Annotated in this window: 17 protein-coding genes; 16 read left to right on the top strand and 1 reads right to left on the bottom strand. The window is 36.8% G+C overall.

The genetic code is table 11. The features are described from left to right. Position 1 precedes the first annotated feature (1 nt). The gene (locus GJU32_RS00355; RefSeq protein WP_230874881.1) at positions 2-1,048 is read left to right on the top strand and encodes a glycosyl hydrolase family 18 protein; all 1,047 of its coding nucleotides are present in this window, start codon (positions 2-4) and stop codon (positions 1,046-1,048) included. A 38-nt stretch (positions 1,049-1,086) separates the two neighbouring features. On the opposite strand, the gene gltC is transcribed toward GJU32_RS00355, so the two are convergent. Then, positions 1,087-1,989, bottom strand: coding sequence for a glutamate biosynthesis transcriptional regulator GltC (gene gltC, locus GJU32_RS00350; RefSeq protein WP_131521218.1), 903 nt, complete (start codon positions 1,987-1,989; stop codon positions 1,087-1,089). Between the two features lie 155 nt (positions 1,990-2,144). Here gltC and GJU32_RS00345 point away from each other — a divergent pair, with 155 nt between their 5' ends. The 15 genes from GJU32_RS00345 to lipA all read left to right on the top strand — a co-directional run bounded on the left by GJU32_RS00345 (position 2,145) and on the right by lipA (position 19,991). Then, positions 2,145-5,090: a histidine kinase gene (locus GJU32_RS00345; RefSeq protein WP_155589980.1), complete on the top strand. Its 2,946-nt coding sequence runs from the start codon at positions 2,145-2,147 to the stop codon at positions 5,088-5,090. Then, positions 5,062-5,826 (top strand): response regulator, encoded by a 765-nt coding sequence (locus GJU32_RS00340; protein WP_155589979.1) that lies wholly within the window; start codon positions 5,062-5,064, stop codon positions 5,824-5,826. The genes GJU32_RS00345 and GJU32_RS00340 overlap by 29 nt, the downstream gene beginning before the upstream one ends. A 490-nt stretch (positions 5,827-6,316) precedes the next feature. Continuing rightward, complete coding sequence (gene sufC, locus GJU32_RS00335) at positions 6,317-7,096, top strand: Fe-S cluster assembly ATPase SufC (protein WP_004228249.1); 780 nt, start codon at positions 6,317-6,319, stop codon at positions 7,094-7,096. 18 nt (positions 7,097-7,114) lie between these two features. Beyond that, complete coding sequence (gene sufD / locus GJU32_RS00330) at positions 7,115-8,422, top strand: Fe-S cluster assembly protein SufD (RefSeq protein WP_155589978.1); 1,308 nt, start codon at positions 7,115-7,117, stop codon at positions 8,420-8,422. Then, positions 8,422-9,651, top strand: coding sequence for a cysteine desulfurase (locus tag GJU32_RS00325; protein WP_155589977.1), 1,230 nt, complete (start codon positions 8,422-8,424; stop codon positions 9,649-9,651). The genes sufD and GJU32_RS00325 overlap by 1 nt, the downstream gene beginning before the upstream one ends. Next, complete coding sequence (sufU, locus tag GJU32_RS00320) at positions 9,641-10,066, top strand: Fe-S cluster assembly sulfur transfer protein SufU (protein ID WP_155589976.1); 426 nt, start codon at positions 9,641-9,643, stop codon at positions 10,064-10,066. The genes GJU32_RS00325 and sufU overlap by 11 nt, the downstream gene beginning before the upstream one ends. Before the next feature lie 99 nt (positions 10,067-10,165). Next, complete coding sequence (gene sufB, locus GJU32_RS00315) at positions 10,166-11,563, top strand: Fe-S cluster assembly protein SufB (protein WP_155589975.1); 1,398 nt, start codon at positions 10,166-10,168, stop codon at positions 11,561-11,563. Positions 11,564-11,962: 399 nt separating this feature from the next. Next, a complete protein-coding gene (locus GJU32_RS00310; RefSeq protein WP_155589974.1) occupies positions 11,963-12,202 on the top strand; it encodes a hypothetical protein in 240 nt (79 codons plus the stop codon). A gap of 541 nt (positions 12,203-12,743) precedes the next feature. Further along, entirely contained in the window at positions 12,744-13,739 is a 996-nt protein-coding gene (locus GJU32_RS00305; protein ID WP_155589973.1) for an ABC transporter substrate-binding protein, read from the top strand. A gap of 182 nt (positions 13,740-13,921) precedes the next feature. Next, entirely contained in the window at positions 13,922-14,779 is an 858-nt protein-coding gene (locus GJU32_RS00300) for a DUF72 domain-containing protein (protein WP_155589972.1), read from the top strand. After that, positions 14,779-15,603, top strand: a complete 825-nt coding sequence (locus tag GJU32_RS00295) for a sulfite exporter TauE/SafE family protein (RefSeq protein WP_155589971.1) — start codon at positions 14,779-14,781, stop codon at positions 15,601-15,603. The genes GJU32_RS00300 and GJU32_RS00295 overlap by 1 nt, the downstream gene beginning before the upstream one ends. A 32-nt stretch (positions 15,604-15,635) precedes the next feature. After that, positions 15,636-17,003: a bifunctional metallophosphatase/5'-nucleotidase gene (locus GJU32_RS00290; protein WP_155589970.1), complete on the top strand. Its 1,368-nt coding sequence runs from the start codon at positions 15,636-15,638 to the stop codon at positions 17,001-17,003. Positions 17,004-17,036: 33 nt separating this feature from the next. After that, positions 17,037-18,146 (top strand): HD-GYP domain-containing protein, encoded by a 1,110-nt coding sequence (locus tag GJU32_RS00285; RefSeq protein ID WP_155589969.1) that lies wholly within the window; start codon positions 17,037-17,039, stop codon positions 18,144-18,146. A gap of 23 nt (positions 18,147-18,169) precedes the next feature. After that, positions 18,170-18,967 carry a sporulation protein YunB gene (gene yunB / locus GJU32_RS00280; RefSeq protein ID WP_155589968.1) on the top strand — a complete coding sequence of 266 codons (798 nt, stop codon included), beginning with the start codon at positions 18,170-18,172 and terminating at the stop codon, positions 18,965-18,967. A 106-nt stretch (positions 18,968-19,073) separates the two neighbouring features. Then, positions 19,074-19,991, top strand: a complete 918-nt coding sequence (gene lipA, locus GJU32_RS00275; protein ID WP_155589967.1) for a lipoyl synthase — start codon at positions 19,074-19,076, stop codon at positions 19,989-19,991. The last annotated feature ends 5 nt before the right edge of the window (positions 19,992-19,996 follow it).

Raw genomic sequence — 19,996 nt, 5'->3', positions numbered from 1 at the left:
AGTGAAGAATTTTGTATTATTTATCTGTATAGCACTACTATTTATCACTGCTTGTAGTAATAGTAAAGAGCCACCAGCTGAAGCAAGAGAAGAATTAAAAAACAAGGAGAAGCTCCGATTGTCCATCTGGTTACCTGAGTGGCAAAATAAATCTGCCATAGAGGATGTGAAAAATTCTCAACATGGATTACAAGATATACGGGTTTTCGGTGCTTATTTTAATAGTAAAGATGAATTATTATTAACAGAAAATGCAATCGACATGTTGCAGCAGACACAGCAACAATTTAATGATTCACATCATGTGATACTAACGCTAATTAATGATTATGTTACAGATAACGCCCCATCTGTTCAAAAGGATAGTACGCTTTTACACAGACTATTACAGGATTCTGCAGCGAGGCAAAAGCATATCAGCAATATTTTGCAAGTAGTGGATCAATACCAAGTGGATGGTATTGAGATTGATTATGAAAAGGTAGCTCAAGAAGACCTTCAAAAATATGTCCTATTTTTAGATGAGCTATACCAAGCTCTTTCAAAAAAGGAAGTTACACTGCATGTTGTCTTAGAGCCACGCTTTCCGTTTAATGTGAAATTGCCAGATGGACCTACCTATACTGTAATGGCCTATAATGTACATGGTTACCATAGTGGGCCAGGTGCGAAAGCCACTTTTTCTTTTCTCAATGATTTAGTAAAAAAAATTAAGAAGTCTAATCAAGATTTAGCCATTGCCTTTGCTACGGGCGGTTTCAAATGGGTGGCCCAAGGTAAAACGGTCGCTTTAACTGAGTTGGAGGCTGAACAATTATTAGCCGAAACAAATGCAGTCAAACAGCGCGATAAGGGGAGTGGAGCAGTTTATTTTACGTATGTAGATGACAGCAATGTTAGTCATGAGGTTTGGTATGCTGATCAAGAAACACTTGAAAAATGGGTCAAATATGTACAAAAGAAAAGCTATCATGACGTTGTGTTGTGGCGAGCAGGAGGATTAGGAGAAAGAACATTACAATGGATTGGTGAGCAAACAACTAATTAGCTTCATTCAAAAAAAAATCGCCTGGTAGGGCGATTTTTTTATTGGAATTGCGAAAGACGAGAAAAGAAGTTTTTCACAAAATCTAAAAAAATGACTTCTGATGGTGCGATTTCTCGATTTACAGGTGAGATAATGCCAACAGTTCTAGGGATTGTTGGTGATTCAATCGGAACCTTTATGGTAAATCGAGCGGCAGAGTCATAAAGGGAGCTTTCAGGTAAAAGACTAACACCTATGCCAGCGGCCACTAAACCTTTCAATGCATCCAAATCCTCACCTTCAGAAATAACATTTGGTAAAAAGCCCGCAGCACGGCAAGCATCCATCGCTACCTTATGCAAAATATAGCCATCTGGAAATAACACAAAGAGATCATTTTTCAACTCTGCAAGCTGAATACTTTCTCTTTTAGCTAATGGGTGATTGGCGGGTAGAAGCGCGGCGATATTTTCAGTAAACAGGATTGTTGATTGAATAGATTCGTCCTTAGGGGGAAGTGGCCCCAAAAAAGCTAGGTTTAACTCCCGATTTTTGACCGCATCAATTAAAAATCGATAGGACCCTTGACGTAGTTGAAACTGTAAATCAGGATATTCTCGTTTAAAGGCTGATATAACGGTTGGAAGTACATAGCTAGCCAAACTTGTTGGAAATCCAATTTTAATAGAACCTTTAGCTGGATCAAGATATTCTTCCACTTGCTTTGCAGCAAAATCGATGGCCTTTAGTGCTGTAATGGTATGTTCAAGAAACGTCTTCCCAATAGGGGTTAATTTAACATTTCGTCCAACACGCTCGAATAACGGGGTGCCTAACTCATCTTCAAGATTTGCGATTTGCCGACTGATGGCAGATTGGGCTACATGGAGATGCTCAGCAGCCTCTGAAATATGCTCGCGTTCAGCAACCTCTACAAAATAGCGTAATTGACGTAACTCCACTACAACTCACCTCTATTAATCTAAAAATAAGATTGAATTTACCTTGATTATATATTATTTAAGATGAAAAATGACTGTAAATTCCGAAATAAAAAATTGTAAACTGTTAGATATTTGAGAGTTAATTTTTGTATGATGAGGATGAGGTGGAATTCATGATAAAGAAAGGATTAAGCTGGCTCTTTATTTTAATAGCCATCACCATTTTAGGATACTTAATTTTTAACGATCAAGATACGAGTAAGACGAAGGTTCGGGCAATGGATGGACGGTTAGATCTATCAGAAATAACAAAAGAAGAAGAGATAGTAGCACTTTCTGGAGAATGGCAATTTATAGGTGGTCAATTCCTTGAGCCTACAAACTTTCCTGACACTGCCCCAATAGAATTGGTCCCTGGACCATGGCAAGGTGATGTGAAGTACGGTACTTACCAGCTTAAGATAAAGCTCCCGCCTCATTTCAGAAAAATAGGCATTCGGGTCCGGAATATTTGGTCAGCTCATAAACTTTATATTAATGATGAAGTATTTGCTTCATATGGAACACTTGCCACTGTTCAAGCAAAATCAACACCGAGTAATCCTGTTTATGAAGTGTATTTTTCGCCACCTTCAGATTCACTGACCATAACCATACAAGTAGCCGATTTTTATAATGCTAGACATGGCATTATATTTCCTATAGATATTGGAGAGGCGGATACACTTGCCAAAGATGTGATCCAAGATGTGTATTTAGAAAAAACGACCATTGTCATGTTGTTGATATTTTCAATTTTTCATTTTAGTTTGTATTTACTTAGAATAAGGGATAAAGCATTTTTTTATAGTGCAATGTATTTTTTTACACTAGCTATCCTAGTATGTACACGAGGTGAACGAACACTCTATCGGGAGTTTCCTACTATAACATTCGAGTGGTATTTTCGTTTGCAAGATTTTGTAACATACTTGAATGCAGCGATGCTATTCTTTTTCTTTGTATACACGGTGTCTGCCATGATGAAGCGTAGGACTGCTATGCTATTCGTGCTACCTCTTATATTGTATGGGGTTGGAACGCTTCTTTTACCAGCAAGATCTTTATCAAGCCTACAATATATATTTTTCGCCTATATAAATTTTTTAGCATTGCTGCTAATTGGCAGATTATTGTATTTGATAATGACAAAAAGTACGAATGTGCCTAAAAACGAATTAGTCATATTAAGTGCAACAATGATGTCACTTTTTATTTTTAGTTTAAGTGGCACATTCGATCAACTTTTTTTCTCAGGACGAAATGTTTTTAATCGTGTGGGTCTACTATTCTTTTTAATAGGTATGAATGTCTTCTTAGCAATGCGGCTCATCAATCGAACGAGAGATGCTGAGATGTATAGTCATCGCCTTGAAAAAGCAACAATTGGTAAGGATTCTTTTTTAGAGGTAACAACGAAGGAATTAGAACAACCGCTATATCATGCATTAAATGTCACGAAAACCTTATCGACCCAGTCTAGTACGGTAGAACATCAATTACTAGAACAACAACTGGAGCGCTTATTATATTTAGTAAGTGACTTGAAAGATTTTACGAGAATTAGATTTCAAGATTTCCATATCGATGTACATCCAGTCAATATTCAAATGATTATTCAACATGTGTTAACCATGCATGAAAAAAAGATAAAAAAAACACATATTCGTCTATATAAGTACACCAATCCTAAATTATTAGTACAAGCTGATGAACAAAGGGTAGGGCAAATAGTATATAGGGTACTAGAAACAGCTATTTCCCATGCAGTTAATGGGGACGTTATTATAACAGTTTTACATCTTGATACAGATGTAAGAATTTCGATTGAAGGAATTGGTCCTGAACCAATACAGCAAATTGCAGCAGATGAGACAGGACAATCTATTGGGAGAGCCATCATTGAGCAGATGGGAGGCACCTATTCAATTGATTTATTACCAAACGGCATTCGTTTTATTATCACTTTGCCATTTGGTGGTTATGAGCAAGTGCTGAAAGACGATGAAATGAATGTCACGATGAATGATCAGACACTGTTTAATGACAACTTGCCCAAATTACTAATAGTCGAGGATGATGTGATTCATGCAGAAGTGCTACAAACACTTCTACAAAGTCATTATTCTATAGAGCTAGTGCATAGCTCTGAGGAGGCACTTGCCATCATCCGACAACAAAAGCCTGATTTTTTAATGATAGATGAAGTGATGCCAGGAATGGATGGAATTGCGCTGACAAAAAATATACGTCAATATTATAGTTATATCGATTTACCGGTTGTTATGTTAGTAGCCAATGAATATCCAACTAATATTTCACTCGTACTTGAATCAGGGGCAAATGATTATATCCGCAAGCCCGCCACGAAAGAAATGTTAATTGCACGTTTATCTGCTATTACGTTAACAAAAGAGGCGATGGGCAAAGCAATTGAGCATGAAATGGCTTTTCTTCAGGCACAAATCAATCCACACTTTTTATACAATGCACTAAGTAGTATAATTTCGTTTTGCTATACAGATGGAGAGCGTGCAGGGCATTTATTAACGATGTTATCTACCTATTTACGTTATATATTGGAGTCAGGCAAGGAGGGACAACGTGCAACATTAGAAAAAGAGCTTGAAATCATACGGGCATATGTAGAAATTGAACAAGCTCGCTTTGGTAATAAATTAACGGTTGTATTTTCAATAGAGGAAACACTAGATGTGGCGAGAGTAGAAATTCCAAACTTACTGATTCAGCCGTTAGTTGAAAATGCTATTCGACATGGTATTTTTGAAAAAGACGGAAATGGCACAGTCACTATTGAAATGAAAAGGCAGCAAGATAATCTTATTATTCAAGTGATGGATGATGGCGTTGGAATGACTGAGGAACAGGTAGTTGCTATGAATAATGGTGAAAACAAATTTTCAAATGGAATCGGGTTTACTAATGTTTTGCGTAGAGTAAAAGAAATACCACATGCTACTCTTGCCATTACTTCAAAAAAAGATGAGGGTACAACGATGTTATTAATACAACCTTTAAAGGAGCTTCAACATGTGGAGAATTATTATGGTAGAGGATGAACAGCCGATTTCAGATTTGCATAAACTCTTGCTTGAAAAAGAGGGGATATTTGAGGTTATTGCTTCCTATACATCTCCTATAGAAGCGGCAGCTCAGATTTTGACAATAAAAGGTGAATACGATGCGATTATCTTAGATATTGAAATGCCTAAGATGAATGGATTGGAACTTGCTGCTTATTTAGTAGAGGAAGGTATTGATGTTCCAATCGTATTTTCAACTGCCTATGCAAAATATGCTGTAGATGCATTTCGAGTGCAAGCATTGGATTATATAATGAAACCAATGACCCCGAGCATCGTGCTTCAATTGAATGATAGATTGATAAAATATTATGGACGTCAATCGAAACAAAATTCGACGAAGCTAGAAGTTAGATTGAAAGGTGAAGTTGGCGCGCGGTTGAATGGAAGAGCAATCAAATGGCGAACAAAGGTCACGGAGGAACTTTTCTATTATTTATTAGTCAACGAAGGAATCGTAGTATCGAAATATCGTATCTTAGATGATATTTGGCCCAATCTAGATGAGAAAAAAGCATTAGCCAATCTTTATAATACAATCTACCGTATTCGTCAGCTTTTTATAGAGATAGGTTTGCCCATTCAAATAGAGCGTGTGAATGATGGCTATGAGCTGAAGACGAATGGGGCAATTATTATTGCTGACTCCTCAGATCCAACTGCTTTTATACTGGAATCAAAAGGGTATTTATGGGCTTATAATCTAGGCTGACTGTATGTATATGTAAAAGAAAGCGCAGAAATGTTGATTATCAATGTTTCTGCCTTTTAATTTATCTACGTTTTTCATCTTTTCAGGATAAGTCGCACACTTTTTTAATCAAAATTTCTTTCTTACAATATCAACTTTAATTGATTCCATTTTAATGAAATAGGTTATAGTATAGATATGGTTGTTTATGCAAATTCGTCACAAAACCGCTACAATTAGCACTTTTCACGGGGTTTTCACTATGTAGCTAGATGAAATCGATTCTCAATTAGAGATAATTCATTGAAAATGAAGAAAGTCCATTCTCATTGACGAGATGAAGTGGTAATAATCTGAAAATGCTTACAAAGCCTTTATTTTTCAAGATTTTATTTGAAGAATGGGAAAGTAATTGAAATGGTTTGCATAGAGAACGATTTTCAGTTAAGATTAGAATGATGATAATTAAGGAATGGTTGACCCATTCACTGAACACTATGGAGGTATTTTCATGTCAACTTTAGTTATTAAAGATCTTCACGTTGCAATCGACGGGAAAGAGATTTTAAAAGGCGTAAATCTTACAATTAATACAAATGAAATTCACGCAATCATGGGACCAAACGGAACTGGTAAATCGACACTAGCTTCTGCTATTATGGGTCATCCAAAATATGAAGTTACTTCAGGTACTGTTGAGCTTGATGGTGAAGATGTACTTGAAATGGAAGTAGACGAGCGTGCTCAAGCTGGTTTATTCCTAGCTATGCAATATCCATCTGAAATTGCTGGTGTAACAAATGCCGATTTCTTGCGTTCAGCTATTAATGCACGTCGTGAAGAAGGCGATGAAATTTCATTGATGAAATTTATTCGTGAATTAGATAAAAACATGGAATTCCTTGAAATGAATGAAGATATGGCTCAACGTTATTTAAATGAAGGTTTCTCTGGCGGTGAGAAAAAACGTAATGAAATTCTTCAATTAATGATGATTAAACCAACAATTGCGATTTTAGACGAAATTGACTCAGGTCTTGATATCGATGCACTTAAAGTAGTATCAAAAGGGATCAACGCAATGCGCGGTGAAGGCTTTGGCTGCTTAATGATCACGCACTATCAACGTCTATTAAACTACATTACACCAGACCATGTTCACGTAATGATGCAAGGTCGTGTTGTTAAATCTGGTGGTGCAGAGCTTGCACAACGCTTAGAAGCAGAAGGTTATGACTGGATTAAAAAAGAATTAGGTATCGAAGAAGAAACAGAAGAGCAAGAAGCATAAGAAGGAGGACGAACTAGCATGACAGTGGAACTTAACTTGCCTGTAACAGTACAGGACGTGCGCTCGTTCTCAGAAGCAAATGGTGAACCAGCTTGGTTTACAGAACTTCGCGCGGCAGCACTAGACAAAGTAACTGGTTTAGAATTGCCAAAACCAGATAGAACGAATATTACTAAATGGGATTTCATGAACTTCCCAGAATTTACAGTTCATAGTGAGGCATTCTCTTCATTAGATGCTCTACCTGAAGAAGCAAAAGGCCTAATTGACCTTGAAGCACAAGAAAACCTATACATTCAACGCAATAATACACCAGCGTATATTAAGGCATCACAAGAACTTGCTGATAAAGGTGTTATTTTTACAGATATTTTCACAGCAATTCGTGAACATGGTGAACTTGTTCAAAAATACTTTATGACAGAAGCTGTTAAAGTGGATGAGCATAAGTTAACAGCGCTTCATACAGCACTTGTTAATGGTGGTGTGTTTGTATACGTACCTAAAAACGTGATTATTGAACAACCACTTCAAGTTGTTTTCCTAAATGATAATGCAGAAGCATCATTATACAACCACGTATTAGTAGTAGCGGAAGCAAACTCTGCTGTAACATACGTTGAAACATATATTTCTACAATTGAAGAAGCAAAAGGCCAAGCGAATATTATTGCGGAAGTTGTTGTCCAAGATAATGCGCAAGTAACATATGGTGCAGTAGATGTACTTGCAAAAGGCTATACAACATATGTAAATCGTCGTGCACGTTTAGCACGTGATGCAAAAGTTGATTGGGCTCTTGGTTTGATGAATGACTCAGACACAATCTCTGAAAACATTACTCATTTAATTGGTGACGGTTCTCATGCAGATACAAAAACAGTAGTTGTTGGTCGTGGAGAACAAAAACTTAACTTCACTACAGAGGTTCGTCACTGGGGTAAAAACTCTAACGGGCATATCTTAAAGCATGGTGTAATGAAGGATGCAGCTCAATCTATCTTTAACGGTATTGGCTACATCGAACATGGTGCGACAAAAGCAGATGCACAGCAAGAATCTCGTGTATTAATGCTGTCAGAAAAAGCTCGTGGGGATGCCAACCCAATTTTATTAATTGATGAAGATGATGTAACAGCAGGACACGCAGCATCTGTTGGTCGAGTAGATCCATTACAGCTTTACTATTTAATGAGTCGTGGTATCTCGAAAGCAGAAGCAGAGCGCCTTGTTATACATGGATTCCTTGCGCCAGTTGTTACGCAATTACCAATCGAAGGCGTTCAAAAGCAACTGACGGAGGTTATTGAAAGGAAAGTTCGCTAATGATGAATAAAGACATTAAAAGCTATTTCCCAATTTTAAATCAGGATGTAAACGGTCATAGACTTGTTTATCTTGATAGTGCTGCAACGTCTCAAAAACCTGTTCAAGTGATTGAAGCTATTAAGGCTTATTATGAATTCGATAATTCTAATGTTCACCGTGGTGTGCATACATTAGGGAATCGTGCAACAGATAAATATGAAGGTGCACGTGAAAAGGTGCGTAAGTTTATTAATGCACAATCAACACAGGAAATTATTTTCACTCGTGGTACAACAACTGCTTTAAATACAGTAGCGTCAAGTTATGGACGTGCAAATGTTGTTGAGGGTGATGAAATTGTTATTACCCATATGGAGCATCACTCCAACATCATTCCTTGGCAACAGCTAGCCAAAGAAAAAAATGCGACATTGAAATATATTGAGCTAGAAGCGGACGGCACACTTAGCCTGGAAAAAGTACGTGAGACAATCACACCTAATACAAAAATTGTTGCGGTGTCAATGGCATCAAACGTACTTGGAACAATAAATCCTATTAAAGAAATTGCGCAAATTGCACATACTAATGGTGCTGTTATGGTCGCCGATGGCGCACAAGCTGCTCCACATATGAAAATTGATGTGCAAGATTTAGGTGTAGACTTCTTAGGATTCTCTGGGCATAAAATGTGCGGACCAACTGGAATAGGTGTACTATATGGTAAAAAGGAACACCTTGAAAAGATGGAGCCAATTGAATTTGGTGGCGAAATGATTGACTTTGTTGGGCTTTATGATTCAACGTGGAAGGAATTACCGTGGAAATTTGAAGGTGGAACGCCTATTATTGCAGGTGCAATAGGTTTAGGAGCCGCTATTGATTTCTTAACTGATATTGGGTTAGATAACATTGCAGCGCATGAGCATAAGCTTGCAGGCTACGCAATGGATCAGCTTGAATCAATTGACGGTTTGAAAATTTTCGGCCCACGTGACCCAATGAAGCGTTGTGGACTTGTGACATTTAACTTAGATGATGTACATCCACATGATGTGGCAACGGTGCTTGACATGAATGGTATTGCTGTTCGTGCAGGACATCATTGTGCGCAGCCACTAATGAAATGTCTTCAGCAAGTAGCAACAGCGCGTGCAAGTTTCTATCTGTATAATACAGAGGAGGATATTGATCGTTTAGTTGCAGGGTTACGTTCTGCGAAGGAGTATTTTGGCGATGTCTTTTAATAATTTAGATCAACTATATCGTTCAGTTATTATGGATCACTATAAAAATCCCCGTAATAAGGGATCTTTAGAAGATGATGCTGTAACAATTGATATGAACAATCCTACATGTGGGGACCGTATTCACTTAACATTGAAAGTGACTGACGGCGTTGTAGAAGATGCGAAATTTGATGGTGAAGGCTGTTCTATTTCTATGTCTTCTGCATCGATGATGACACAGCTCATTAAAGGGAAAAAGGTAGAAGAAGCTTTAGAGCTTTCAGATGTTTTTTCTAAAATGATGATGGGTGAAGACTACAGCGATAATTATGACCTTGAGGATGTTGAAGCACTGCAAGGTGTCTCACAATTTCCTGCACGTATTAAGTGTGCGACATTAGCTTGGAAAGCAATGGAAAAAGGTGTTAAGTAAAACTTACTTCCTTATTGCCTGAGTGAAAGCAAAATACTTTCACTCAAGGCAAGGGGTGAATACCTTGAAAAATACATCTCAATGAACGGAGGAGAAACGATGGCTAAAAAAATGCCTGATATCGGCGATTACAAATACGGTTTCCATGACAAGGACGTATCAATTTTCCGTTCAAAACGTGGTTTAACTGAAGAAATCGTCCGTGAAATTTCAAATATGAAACAAGAGCCAGAGTGGATGCTTGAATACCGCTTAAAAGCACTTGAAACATTTTATACAAAACCAATGCCGCAATGGGGTGGCGATCTTGGAGATTTAGATTTTGATGAAATTACGTACTATGTAAAACCATCAGAAGCTACACAACGATCATGGGATGAAGTACCTGAAGAAATCAAAGCTACTTTTGATAAATTAGGTATTCCTGAAGCAGAACAAAAATACCTTGCTGGTGTATCAGCACAATATGAGTCTGAGGTAGTTTATCACAACATGAAAAAAGACCTTGAGGATCTTGGAATTGTGTTCAAAGATACTGACTCTGCTTTACGTGAAAACGAAGATATTTTCAAACAATACTGGGGTAAAGTTATTCCTTACACTGACAATAAATTTGCTGCATTGAACTCAGCTGTATGGTCAGGTGGATCATTTATCTATGTACCACCAGGTGTTAAAGTAGAAACACCATTACAAGCTTACTTCCGTATTAACTCTGAAAATATGGGGCAATTCGAACGTACATTAATTATCGTGGACGAGGGTGCACATGTACACTATGTTGAAGGTTGTACAGCTCCTGTTTACACTACCAACTCTTTACACTCAGCAGTTGTAGAAATTGTTGTACGTAAAGATGCATATTGCCGTTATACAACGATTCAAAACTGGGCGAATAACGTATACAACCTTGTTACGAAACGTACAGTTGTTGAAGAGAACGGTACAATGGAATGGATTGATGGTAACATCGGTTCTAAATTAACAATGAAATACCCAGCATGTATCCTAAAAGGTGAAGGTGCTCGTGGTATGACATTATCCATTGCATTAGCAGGTAAAGGACAGCATCAACATGCTGGAGCAAAAATGATCCATATGGCACCAAACACATCTTCAACAATCGTATCTAAATCGATTGCTAAACAAGGTGGTAAGGTAACATATATGGGACAAGTTCGTTTCGGTCCTAAAGCAAGTGGTGCCCGTGCAAACATCGAATGTGATACGCTGATCATGGATAACCAATCGACTTCTGATACAATTCCTTATAACGAAATCTTTAATGATAATGTTTCTTTAGAGCATGAAGCAAAAGTTTCAAAAGTATCTGAAGAGCAATTATTCTATTTAATGTCTCGTGGAATTTCTGAAGAAGAAGCGACAGAAATGATCGTAATGGGCTTCATTGAGCCATTCACAAAAGAACTACCAATGGAATATGCAGTAGAAATGAACCGTCTGATTAAGTTTGAGATGGAAGGCAGTATCGGGTAATACACCTGAAATGCTTGATATAAAAGCATTTAAAGGTTTTTAAACAACAATAAAAATCGATCGTGCCGGAAACGTGCCGATTCTGACTTTATGGAGGCGAACTTTTTTAGTTCGTCTTCTTTTTTATTCATATCTATGTAAATGTGTATCGGAAGCATTTGTTATCCAATCGATTTTTTACTGTCCTAGATTCTAATAGTTCTGAAAAATTATGTTTTTAAATTGATTAATTAAAATGATCTTAAGACCGATAGCTTGTATCAATTCATCAAGAATTTCCTTGTAAAGCCAGTACACGGTTCAAGCAAGATGAATGATGTTTAATATAGGCAAATATATAGAAGGTCAATCCTTATGTAGCATAACCTATACGGAAATCGAAAGGAGGAAAAATTATGCGTGATTATTATGAACAATATGGTAGAGATAGGTACGATGATGATTACGATTATGATTATGACAGTTATGGAAGGCGTCGGAGAAGAAGACGTCCACGTTATCAATACCCATTCTACCCATTCTATCCATTCTACCCGTTCTTTCCGTTCTACCCACCGTACTACCGCCAACCATACAACCGTCCATATGGCTACTAATTTAAATCCTTCCACTAATTCACCAAAATGTTTTTCTGAATAACCTTTGACTACTTAGTAATGTTTTCAAATTATATCTACATGAAGTGTAAGTATTTTAGCGTGATTTAGTTAAAAAAGCTTATTTATAAGGATAAAACTAAATTACACCTCAATGGGTGTCTGATAGTACTATTTTGGATACCGCTTTTCTTGCTGATGGCATTTAAAAGTATAAGTATACAAGTTATAAAGGTTGATTTGATTGAGTTGCTTCAATAGATAGAATACACTTTAAAACCATTCATTTACCAAATTCGAGATGGAGGGTTTCAGTTAATTATATCTTACCCTTGTCACAACTAGGTTTGGAGCAAGGGTTTTTTGTACTTTTAATGTCTATATAAAAATCTAATTGAGAATTAATTTCATAATATATTGAAATAGTACTGGATTTTTGAAAGAATACATACTAAAATGATAATGAGAATCAATATCAATTAGTGAACTAGGAGCTGATAATGTTACAACATGTTTAGTACTTCAATATGCCAAATGCCATAGCTATTTGTCATAATCATAACAATTCAAAGGAGATTATTGTCATGAAAAAGAAATTTCTATTTATTAGTTTAATAGCATTATTTATGCTGATCCTTACTGCATGTGGCGAGAAAAAGGCAGCACAAGAAGAACCATCCACAGATTCTACTAAAGAAGAAGCAACACAAACATCAGATAAAGCTACAGATGACAATGGTACGAGAACAATTCAATATCTTGGTGAGAGCTACGAAGTGCCAGAAAAGGCCGAAAGAATTGTTGTAACAGGTGCTATGGAAGCAATGGAGGATATGGTCGTTCTTGATGTTCATCCAGTAGGAGCTATTGCTATTGGTGGTAAGTTCCCTGAGCTATATGCTTCAGTCACAGACAAAGCAGAATCAATTGGTGAGAAAATCAAACCAAACTTTGAAAAAATACTAGAGCTAGATCCAGATGTGATATTAGGTTCAACAAAGTTTCCAGAAGAAGTACAAAGTAAATTAGAGAAAATTGCCCCTACGATTTTAGTGTCACATATTTCTACGAACTGGGAATCTAATTTGAATTTAGTAGCAGAATTAACTGGCAAGCAAGCAGATGCTGAGAAGATACTGTCTACATATAAGGCTGATATTGAAGCTGCTAAATCTTCTTTAACAGAAAACTTGCAAGGTAAAAAAGTAGCGGCTATACGTATTCGAGGCGGACAAGCTTATGTTTATCCAAAAGAAGTATTTTTAAATGCTGTATTATATGGAGAGCTTGGTTTAGAAGTTCCTGATGAGGTTGCAAAAGCAAAATCACAAGAAGCTATTTCTGTGGAACAACTTGCAGATATGAACCCTGATTATTTATTTGTTCAGTTTTCGACAGATGAAAATGCGGATGCTCCAAATGCTTTAGAAGACTTTAAAAAGAATCCAATCATCCAAAATATTAATGCTTTTAAAAATGACCAAGTGTTTGTCAATGTGCTAGACCCGTTAATGGAAGGCGGCCCAGCATACAGCCGAATTAAGTTTTTAGAAGCTATTCAAGAAAATCTTGCTAAATAAAGTTTAAGTAGCATGAGTTCAATGATATATGGACTTATGCTTTTTCTTTTTATGATGAACCCTGTAGTTCCCATAAAAAAGTAGGTACATAATAGAAGAGAAAGAAAGCTATAATTTTTACATGATGGTTATTTGTAGTGTGATACTGTGTGCTATGATTAGGTCATAGAGGAGGATGTCACATGATTGTAGTTGGATTAACTGGTTGGGGCGATCACCCTTCACTTTATAGTGGCGTGACTACCTCAAAGAATAAATTATTCGATTATACAGGTCATTTTTTAACAGTTGAAGTCGATACTTCTTTTTACGCTATACCATCTAAGGAGAATGTTCGTAAATGGTGTGAGGATACACCAGAAAATTTTCGTTTTGTCGTGAAAGCCTATCAAGGCATGACTGGACATTTACGTGGTGATATTCCTTTTGAATCAAAAAATGACATGTTCAATGCTTTTATCGAATGTGCCAATGAATTCAAACGTTATGGAAAGCTAGCCATGATATTAGCACAATTCCCACCATGGTTTGATTGTCAGGGAAAAAATGTTCAATACTTATTGTATATCCGACAACAACTTAAGGATTTTGAAGTAGCTATTGAGTTTCGAAATCAAACATGGTACGCAGAAAAAGTAGTACAGCAGACGATGGATTTTTTACGAGAACATCAATTAATCCATACGATTTGTGATGAACCACAGGCTGGTGTTGGGTCAGTTCCCTTCTACCCTGTAGTGACTGCCGATAAGGCACTTGTCCGTATACATGGTCGCAATATACATGGTTGGCGCAATACAGGGAATGCAGAAAATTGGCGGAAAGTTCGCTTTTTATATGATTATAATAAAGAAGAATTACAACAACTGGGACAGAGCATGCTAAAGCTCGAAACAGAGGTCGATGAACTCTTCGTGTTATTTAATAATAATTCAGGTAATCATGCAGCGAAAAACGCAAAGGAGTTACAAGGCATTTTGAAGATTCAAGATGTTGGATTAGCACCTAAACAATTAAACATGTTTGAAGGAGAACTATAATGGAATTTATTTTTTTGGTAATTATCGCATTATTTGCTGGTCTAATTGGCTCGTTAGTTGGGCTAGGTGGTGGCGTTGTTTTAGTACCAGCAACTTTATATATCGGTTTAAATCTAGGAATGATTCCAGACATCACACCACAAAAAGTAGTTGGTTTATCGGTTGTTATGATGATTTTTACAGGACTTGCCTCGACATTAAGCTATATGAAATCCAAAACGGTGGATTATAAAAGTGGCTTTATCTTTTTTATTGGGAGCATTCCAGGAACAATCCTTGGTGCTTGGGTAAATAAAGGGTTAGATTTACCATCATTCAATTTATATTTTGGTATTCTCCTTATTATTTTATCGATTATTTTACTTGTCCGTGAAAAATTGAAACCTGTAAAATGGTTCGTGAAAAATGGTATGCAACAGGAGTTTACTGATTCTGAGGGTAAAACCTTTGTGTATGGTTATCCCATTTGGTTTGCTATTGCATTAACATTTGGCATTGGCTTTGCCTCAGGGCTGTTTGGCATCGGTGGTGGCTCCATGATTGTACCAGCAATGATTATTCTGTTTTTATTTCCTCCGCATGTCGCTGTGGCAACATCGATGTTTATGGTATTTTTAACGTCCATTGTCAATTCTGCGAGTCATGTTTACTTCGGTCATGTTCCGTGGCTTTACACAATACCTGTTATTCCAGGGGCGTATATTGGAGCAAAATTGGGCGCAGCGTTAAATAAAAGAATTAAATCAGATACGCTTGTATTCGCCCTTCGAATTATTTTATTATTATTAGGAATTCGTTCCATCATTGAAGGCATACTGGCTTAATTAATGTAGCTAATTGAAATGAGGTGGCTTTTATGCTTGAAAGAATCCATATTTTTCACACGAATGATTTGCATAGTCATTTTAAGTATTGGCCACGAATGCAAAGCTATGTGAAAGTGATACGTAACAATCTGGCGAAAATAGGGGAAACGAGCTATTTGTTTGATGTTGGGGATCATTTAGACCGTTCTAATATTTATACAGAGGCGACAGTTGGCAAAGGCAATGTACAGTTACTAAACGAGGCGGGTTACGACGTTGTCACAATCGGTAACAATGAAGGCATTACATTGTCCCATAAGGAGCTCTTCCATTTATATGATGAAGCAAAATTTGATGTTGTGGTTGCGAATGTCTATGCCTCTCACGGGGAGAAACCAGCTTGGATGAAGCCTTCCGTTGTTTTAACAACAGTAACAGGTACGAAGGTAGGGGTAATAGCTGCAACAGCCATGTTTGAAGTGTACTATCAAGAGTTAAATTGGCAGATGGACGAGGCACGTAGCACGCTCCTTCGTCTAGCCCATCAACTACGTGATGAAGTAGACATTGTAGTGTGCCTATCACATTTAGGCATCACAGAAGATGAGCTCTTAGCTGAAGAATGTCCAGAAATTGATGTTATATTCGGCTCTCATACACATCATGTCTTTCCAAATGGTAAACGCATTAATGGTGTTTTGCTGACAGGTGGAGGGAAATTTGGACAATATACAGGACATCTTGTTATAGAATACGATAAAAATATGAGGAAAATTGTTGAAAAAAAGGATACTTTAATTCATAATAAGGATTTGCCAATTGTTAAAAACGAACAGGAAATTGTACAGTTTTGGGAGGATGAAGGTAATAGAATACTGAATACCCCAGTATTTACAACGAAAAAATCCTACAATAAGGAATGGTTCCATTACTCACAGCTATCAGATTTATTTGCAAATGCTATTTTGGAAAAAAGTGGTGCTGACTGTGCATTATTCAATGCAGGGATATTTTTAGATGGTCTACCTAAGGGAACTGTGACTGCACTTGATTTGCATCGAATTTTTCCCCATCCTATTAATTTATGTACAATTGAATTATCTGTTGCTGAAATGAAAGAGATTTATATACAATCCAAAAATGAAGAGTGGCCTTATATCGAGTTAAAAGGATTAGGGTTTAGAGGCGTTATTTTTGGAAAAATATTGACATATGGATTTTCAATGAATGAAAATCGACAATTACTGATTAATGGAAAATTAGCAGATAATGATCACATTTATAAACTTGTAACGTTAGATTTATTTACTTTTGGTTATTTTTATCCAAGTTTTAAATATGCAAAAAAGCAATATATTTTACCTGAATTTTTACGAAACATTATGATAGATTATGGTCAAAGATTCTTTAAGCAATAGAGAGAGTTTAAAGAATGGATTGGGGAAGAAGTCATGCGATTAATTTCAATCGATGTATTAAAAGAAGGAATGGTATTAGGAAGAACCATTTGGAATGAGGCAGGTCATCCGCTTTTAAAGAAAGATGTTGTCATTAATGACCGTATTATTCAAAGACTTCAACAATTAAATACACATTATTTATATATTGACGATGAAATTTCTGAAGGTATAGAAGTAGAAGAGACAGTTCCACCTGCTATGCGCAATAAAGTAATCTCAACCATAAAAGATTCATTCCAATCAATGGATGGTTTAAATCCAGTAAATGCGTCTTATATATTAGATCAGCAATCAAAGACAATTGTCTCCATTGTAGATGAACTACTTTCCGCAGTAACGGGAAATGATGAAATTTTGACGATTCTAACGGATGCTTATTTATTTGATGAGTATTTATATCAACACTCCTTCCAAGTGACATTGTATTCAATTGCGATTGCCAAAGAACTTGGCTATTCAGCTGAAGATTTACGCTTAATAGGGATTGGTGCATTATTACACGATGTTGGCAAATTAATGGTACCAAAAGATATTCTAACAAAGCCAGGTCGCTTAACAAATGATGAGTATGAGGCAATGAAAATGCATGCTCGCCATGGCTTCGATTTATTGCGGAATTTACATTCCATCTCATTGCTTGTGGCTCACTGCGCTTTTCAGCATCACGAGCGCATTGATGGAAGTGGTTATCCAAGAGGGCTTGTTGATTTTGAAATTCATCCATTTGCCAAGATTATTGGCGTTGCAGATGTGTTTGACGCTGTTACCACAAATCGTGTTTACCGTGAAAAGATGCTACCTTCACAAGGACTAGCCATTGTAGAAGCGGGATCTGGTACGCTTTATGATGCACATATTGTAAAAGCTTTAAAAAGAGCTGTTGTCCATTATCCTAATGGTGTTATTTTAAAATTATCGGATGGACGACGTGGTATTGTATCAAGACAAAATACAATGGATGCGGCAATGCCGTGGATTCGTATTTTTGAGGAACAAGATCAATTGCTCACAGCTACATACGAAATCAATTTAGTGGACTATCCAGAGGTTATAATTGAAAATGTTGAGACGGATTATGTGGTTCCTGCAAAAGTAGAATAAATTGCTCCTCCTGTTCATACGTTATGGAACAGGAGGAGATTTTTTTGTTTTTCCCTCGAAAAAGAATGAAATTACGCTCATATAGTAGAAGGGGAATGCGTCTTAATCGATTAACGATTTTAATTGTTGGTACGGTTTTTTGCCTTATATTATTTATTTATTTTTTAAATGAACGGCTCATGCCAACCTATTTGCAATACGCTGAAGTACAAACCACTAAGATTGCATCATACGTTGTGAGTAAAGCTATTAATTCGCGTACTTCCAATGTGTTAGATGTGAATGATATTATTGAAGATATTCCTCCAGGGACATCTGAAATGATGACGACTAAATTTAATACTGAAATTATTAATCGTGTTCGAGCAGAGACATTAGAGCTTGTCAAAATGTATTTAGAGCAAGCTGAACAAGGAGAACTATCACATTTACCTGAATTAGAAAATGTTGAATATGATATAAATAGAATTCAAGAAGGAGATGGTATTGTTTTCTTTGTTCCGCTGGGTCAAGCAGCCAATATACCCTTGCTAGGAAACTTAGGGCCAAAGATTCCGATTCGATTTCATGTGATTGGTAATGTTCATAGTAATGTGACGTCGTCCATTCAGGAATTCGGGATCAACAGTGCTTATGTGGAAGTAGGCATTCATTTAGAGGTAAATGTCCAGATTATTGTCCCATTTGCAAGTAAATCTTCAACCGTTGCACAGGATATCCCAGTAGCAATGGGCTTAACAAGAGGTCCCGTTCCGAACATTTACACAAATAGCACTGATGCCCCTCAACCTTCCATTGAAATACCTGTCCCTTTCAAATAGAAATGTTGTTGTGATAGTTGTTGGAGTTCATTTAATATGTTACATTGACAACAGTGAAGATAGTTAATATTAAAAAATGTACATTTTTGATAGGGGCGATATTCGTATGACATCTTGTAAACCTACAAGTAAAGAAGAACATGTAAGAAAGCCAGACTGGCTAAAAATAAAACTAAACACGAATGATGAATATAAAGGGCTTAAAAAGCTGATGCGTGAGAAAAATCTGCATACAGTATGTGAAGAGGCTCGCTGTCCAAATATCCATGAATGCTGGGGAGAGAGACGGACTGCTACAATGATGATTCTTGGCTCTGTTTGTACACGTGCCTGTCGTTTCTGTGCCGTTAAAACAGGTTTACCAAATGAACTGGATTTAGCAGAACCAGAACGCGTAGCAGATTCAGTAGCAATTATGAACTTGAAGCACGTTGTTATTACAATGGTAGCACGTGACGATTTAAAGGATGGCGGTGCGCAAGTTTTAGCAGAAACAGTTCGTGCCATTCGCCGTAAAAGTCCGTTTACATCTGTTGAGGTATTACCATCAGATTTAGGTGGTATGCAGGAGAACCTTCAAATGTTGATGGATGCGAAACCAGATATTTTAAATCATAATATTGAAACGGTACGTCGTTTAACACCAAGAGTTCGTGCTCGTGCAAAATACGAGCGCTCTTTAGAGTTCCTTCGTTTAGCTAAAGAAATGCAACCAGAAATTCCAACTAAATCATCTTTAATGATTGGTTTAGGCGAAACACACGAAGAAATTTTAGAAGTAATGGATGATTTACGTGCAAATAATGTAGATATTATGACAATTGGTCAATATTTACAACCAACGAAAAAGCATTTATCAGTTAAAAAATATTATTCACCAATAGAATTTGGTAAACTGCGTAAAATTGCCATGGAGAAAGGCTTCAAGCATTGTGAAGCTGGCCCACTTGTACGTAGTAGTTATCATGCAGACGAACAAGTAAATGCAGCAACGAAAGAACGTCAATTACAAGCAGAAATCTAAACGTC

Source organism: Lysinibacillus cavernae, assembly GCF_009724685.1.
Taxonomy (GTDB): domain Bacteria; phylum Bacillota; class Bacilli; order Bacillales_A; family Planococcaceae; genus Lysinibacillus; species Lysinibacillus cavernae.
Note: the sequence above shows the minus strand (reverse complement) of the source record. Positions and strands in the feature narration are given on the sequence as shown.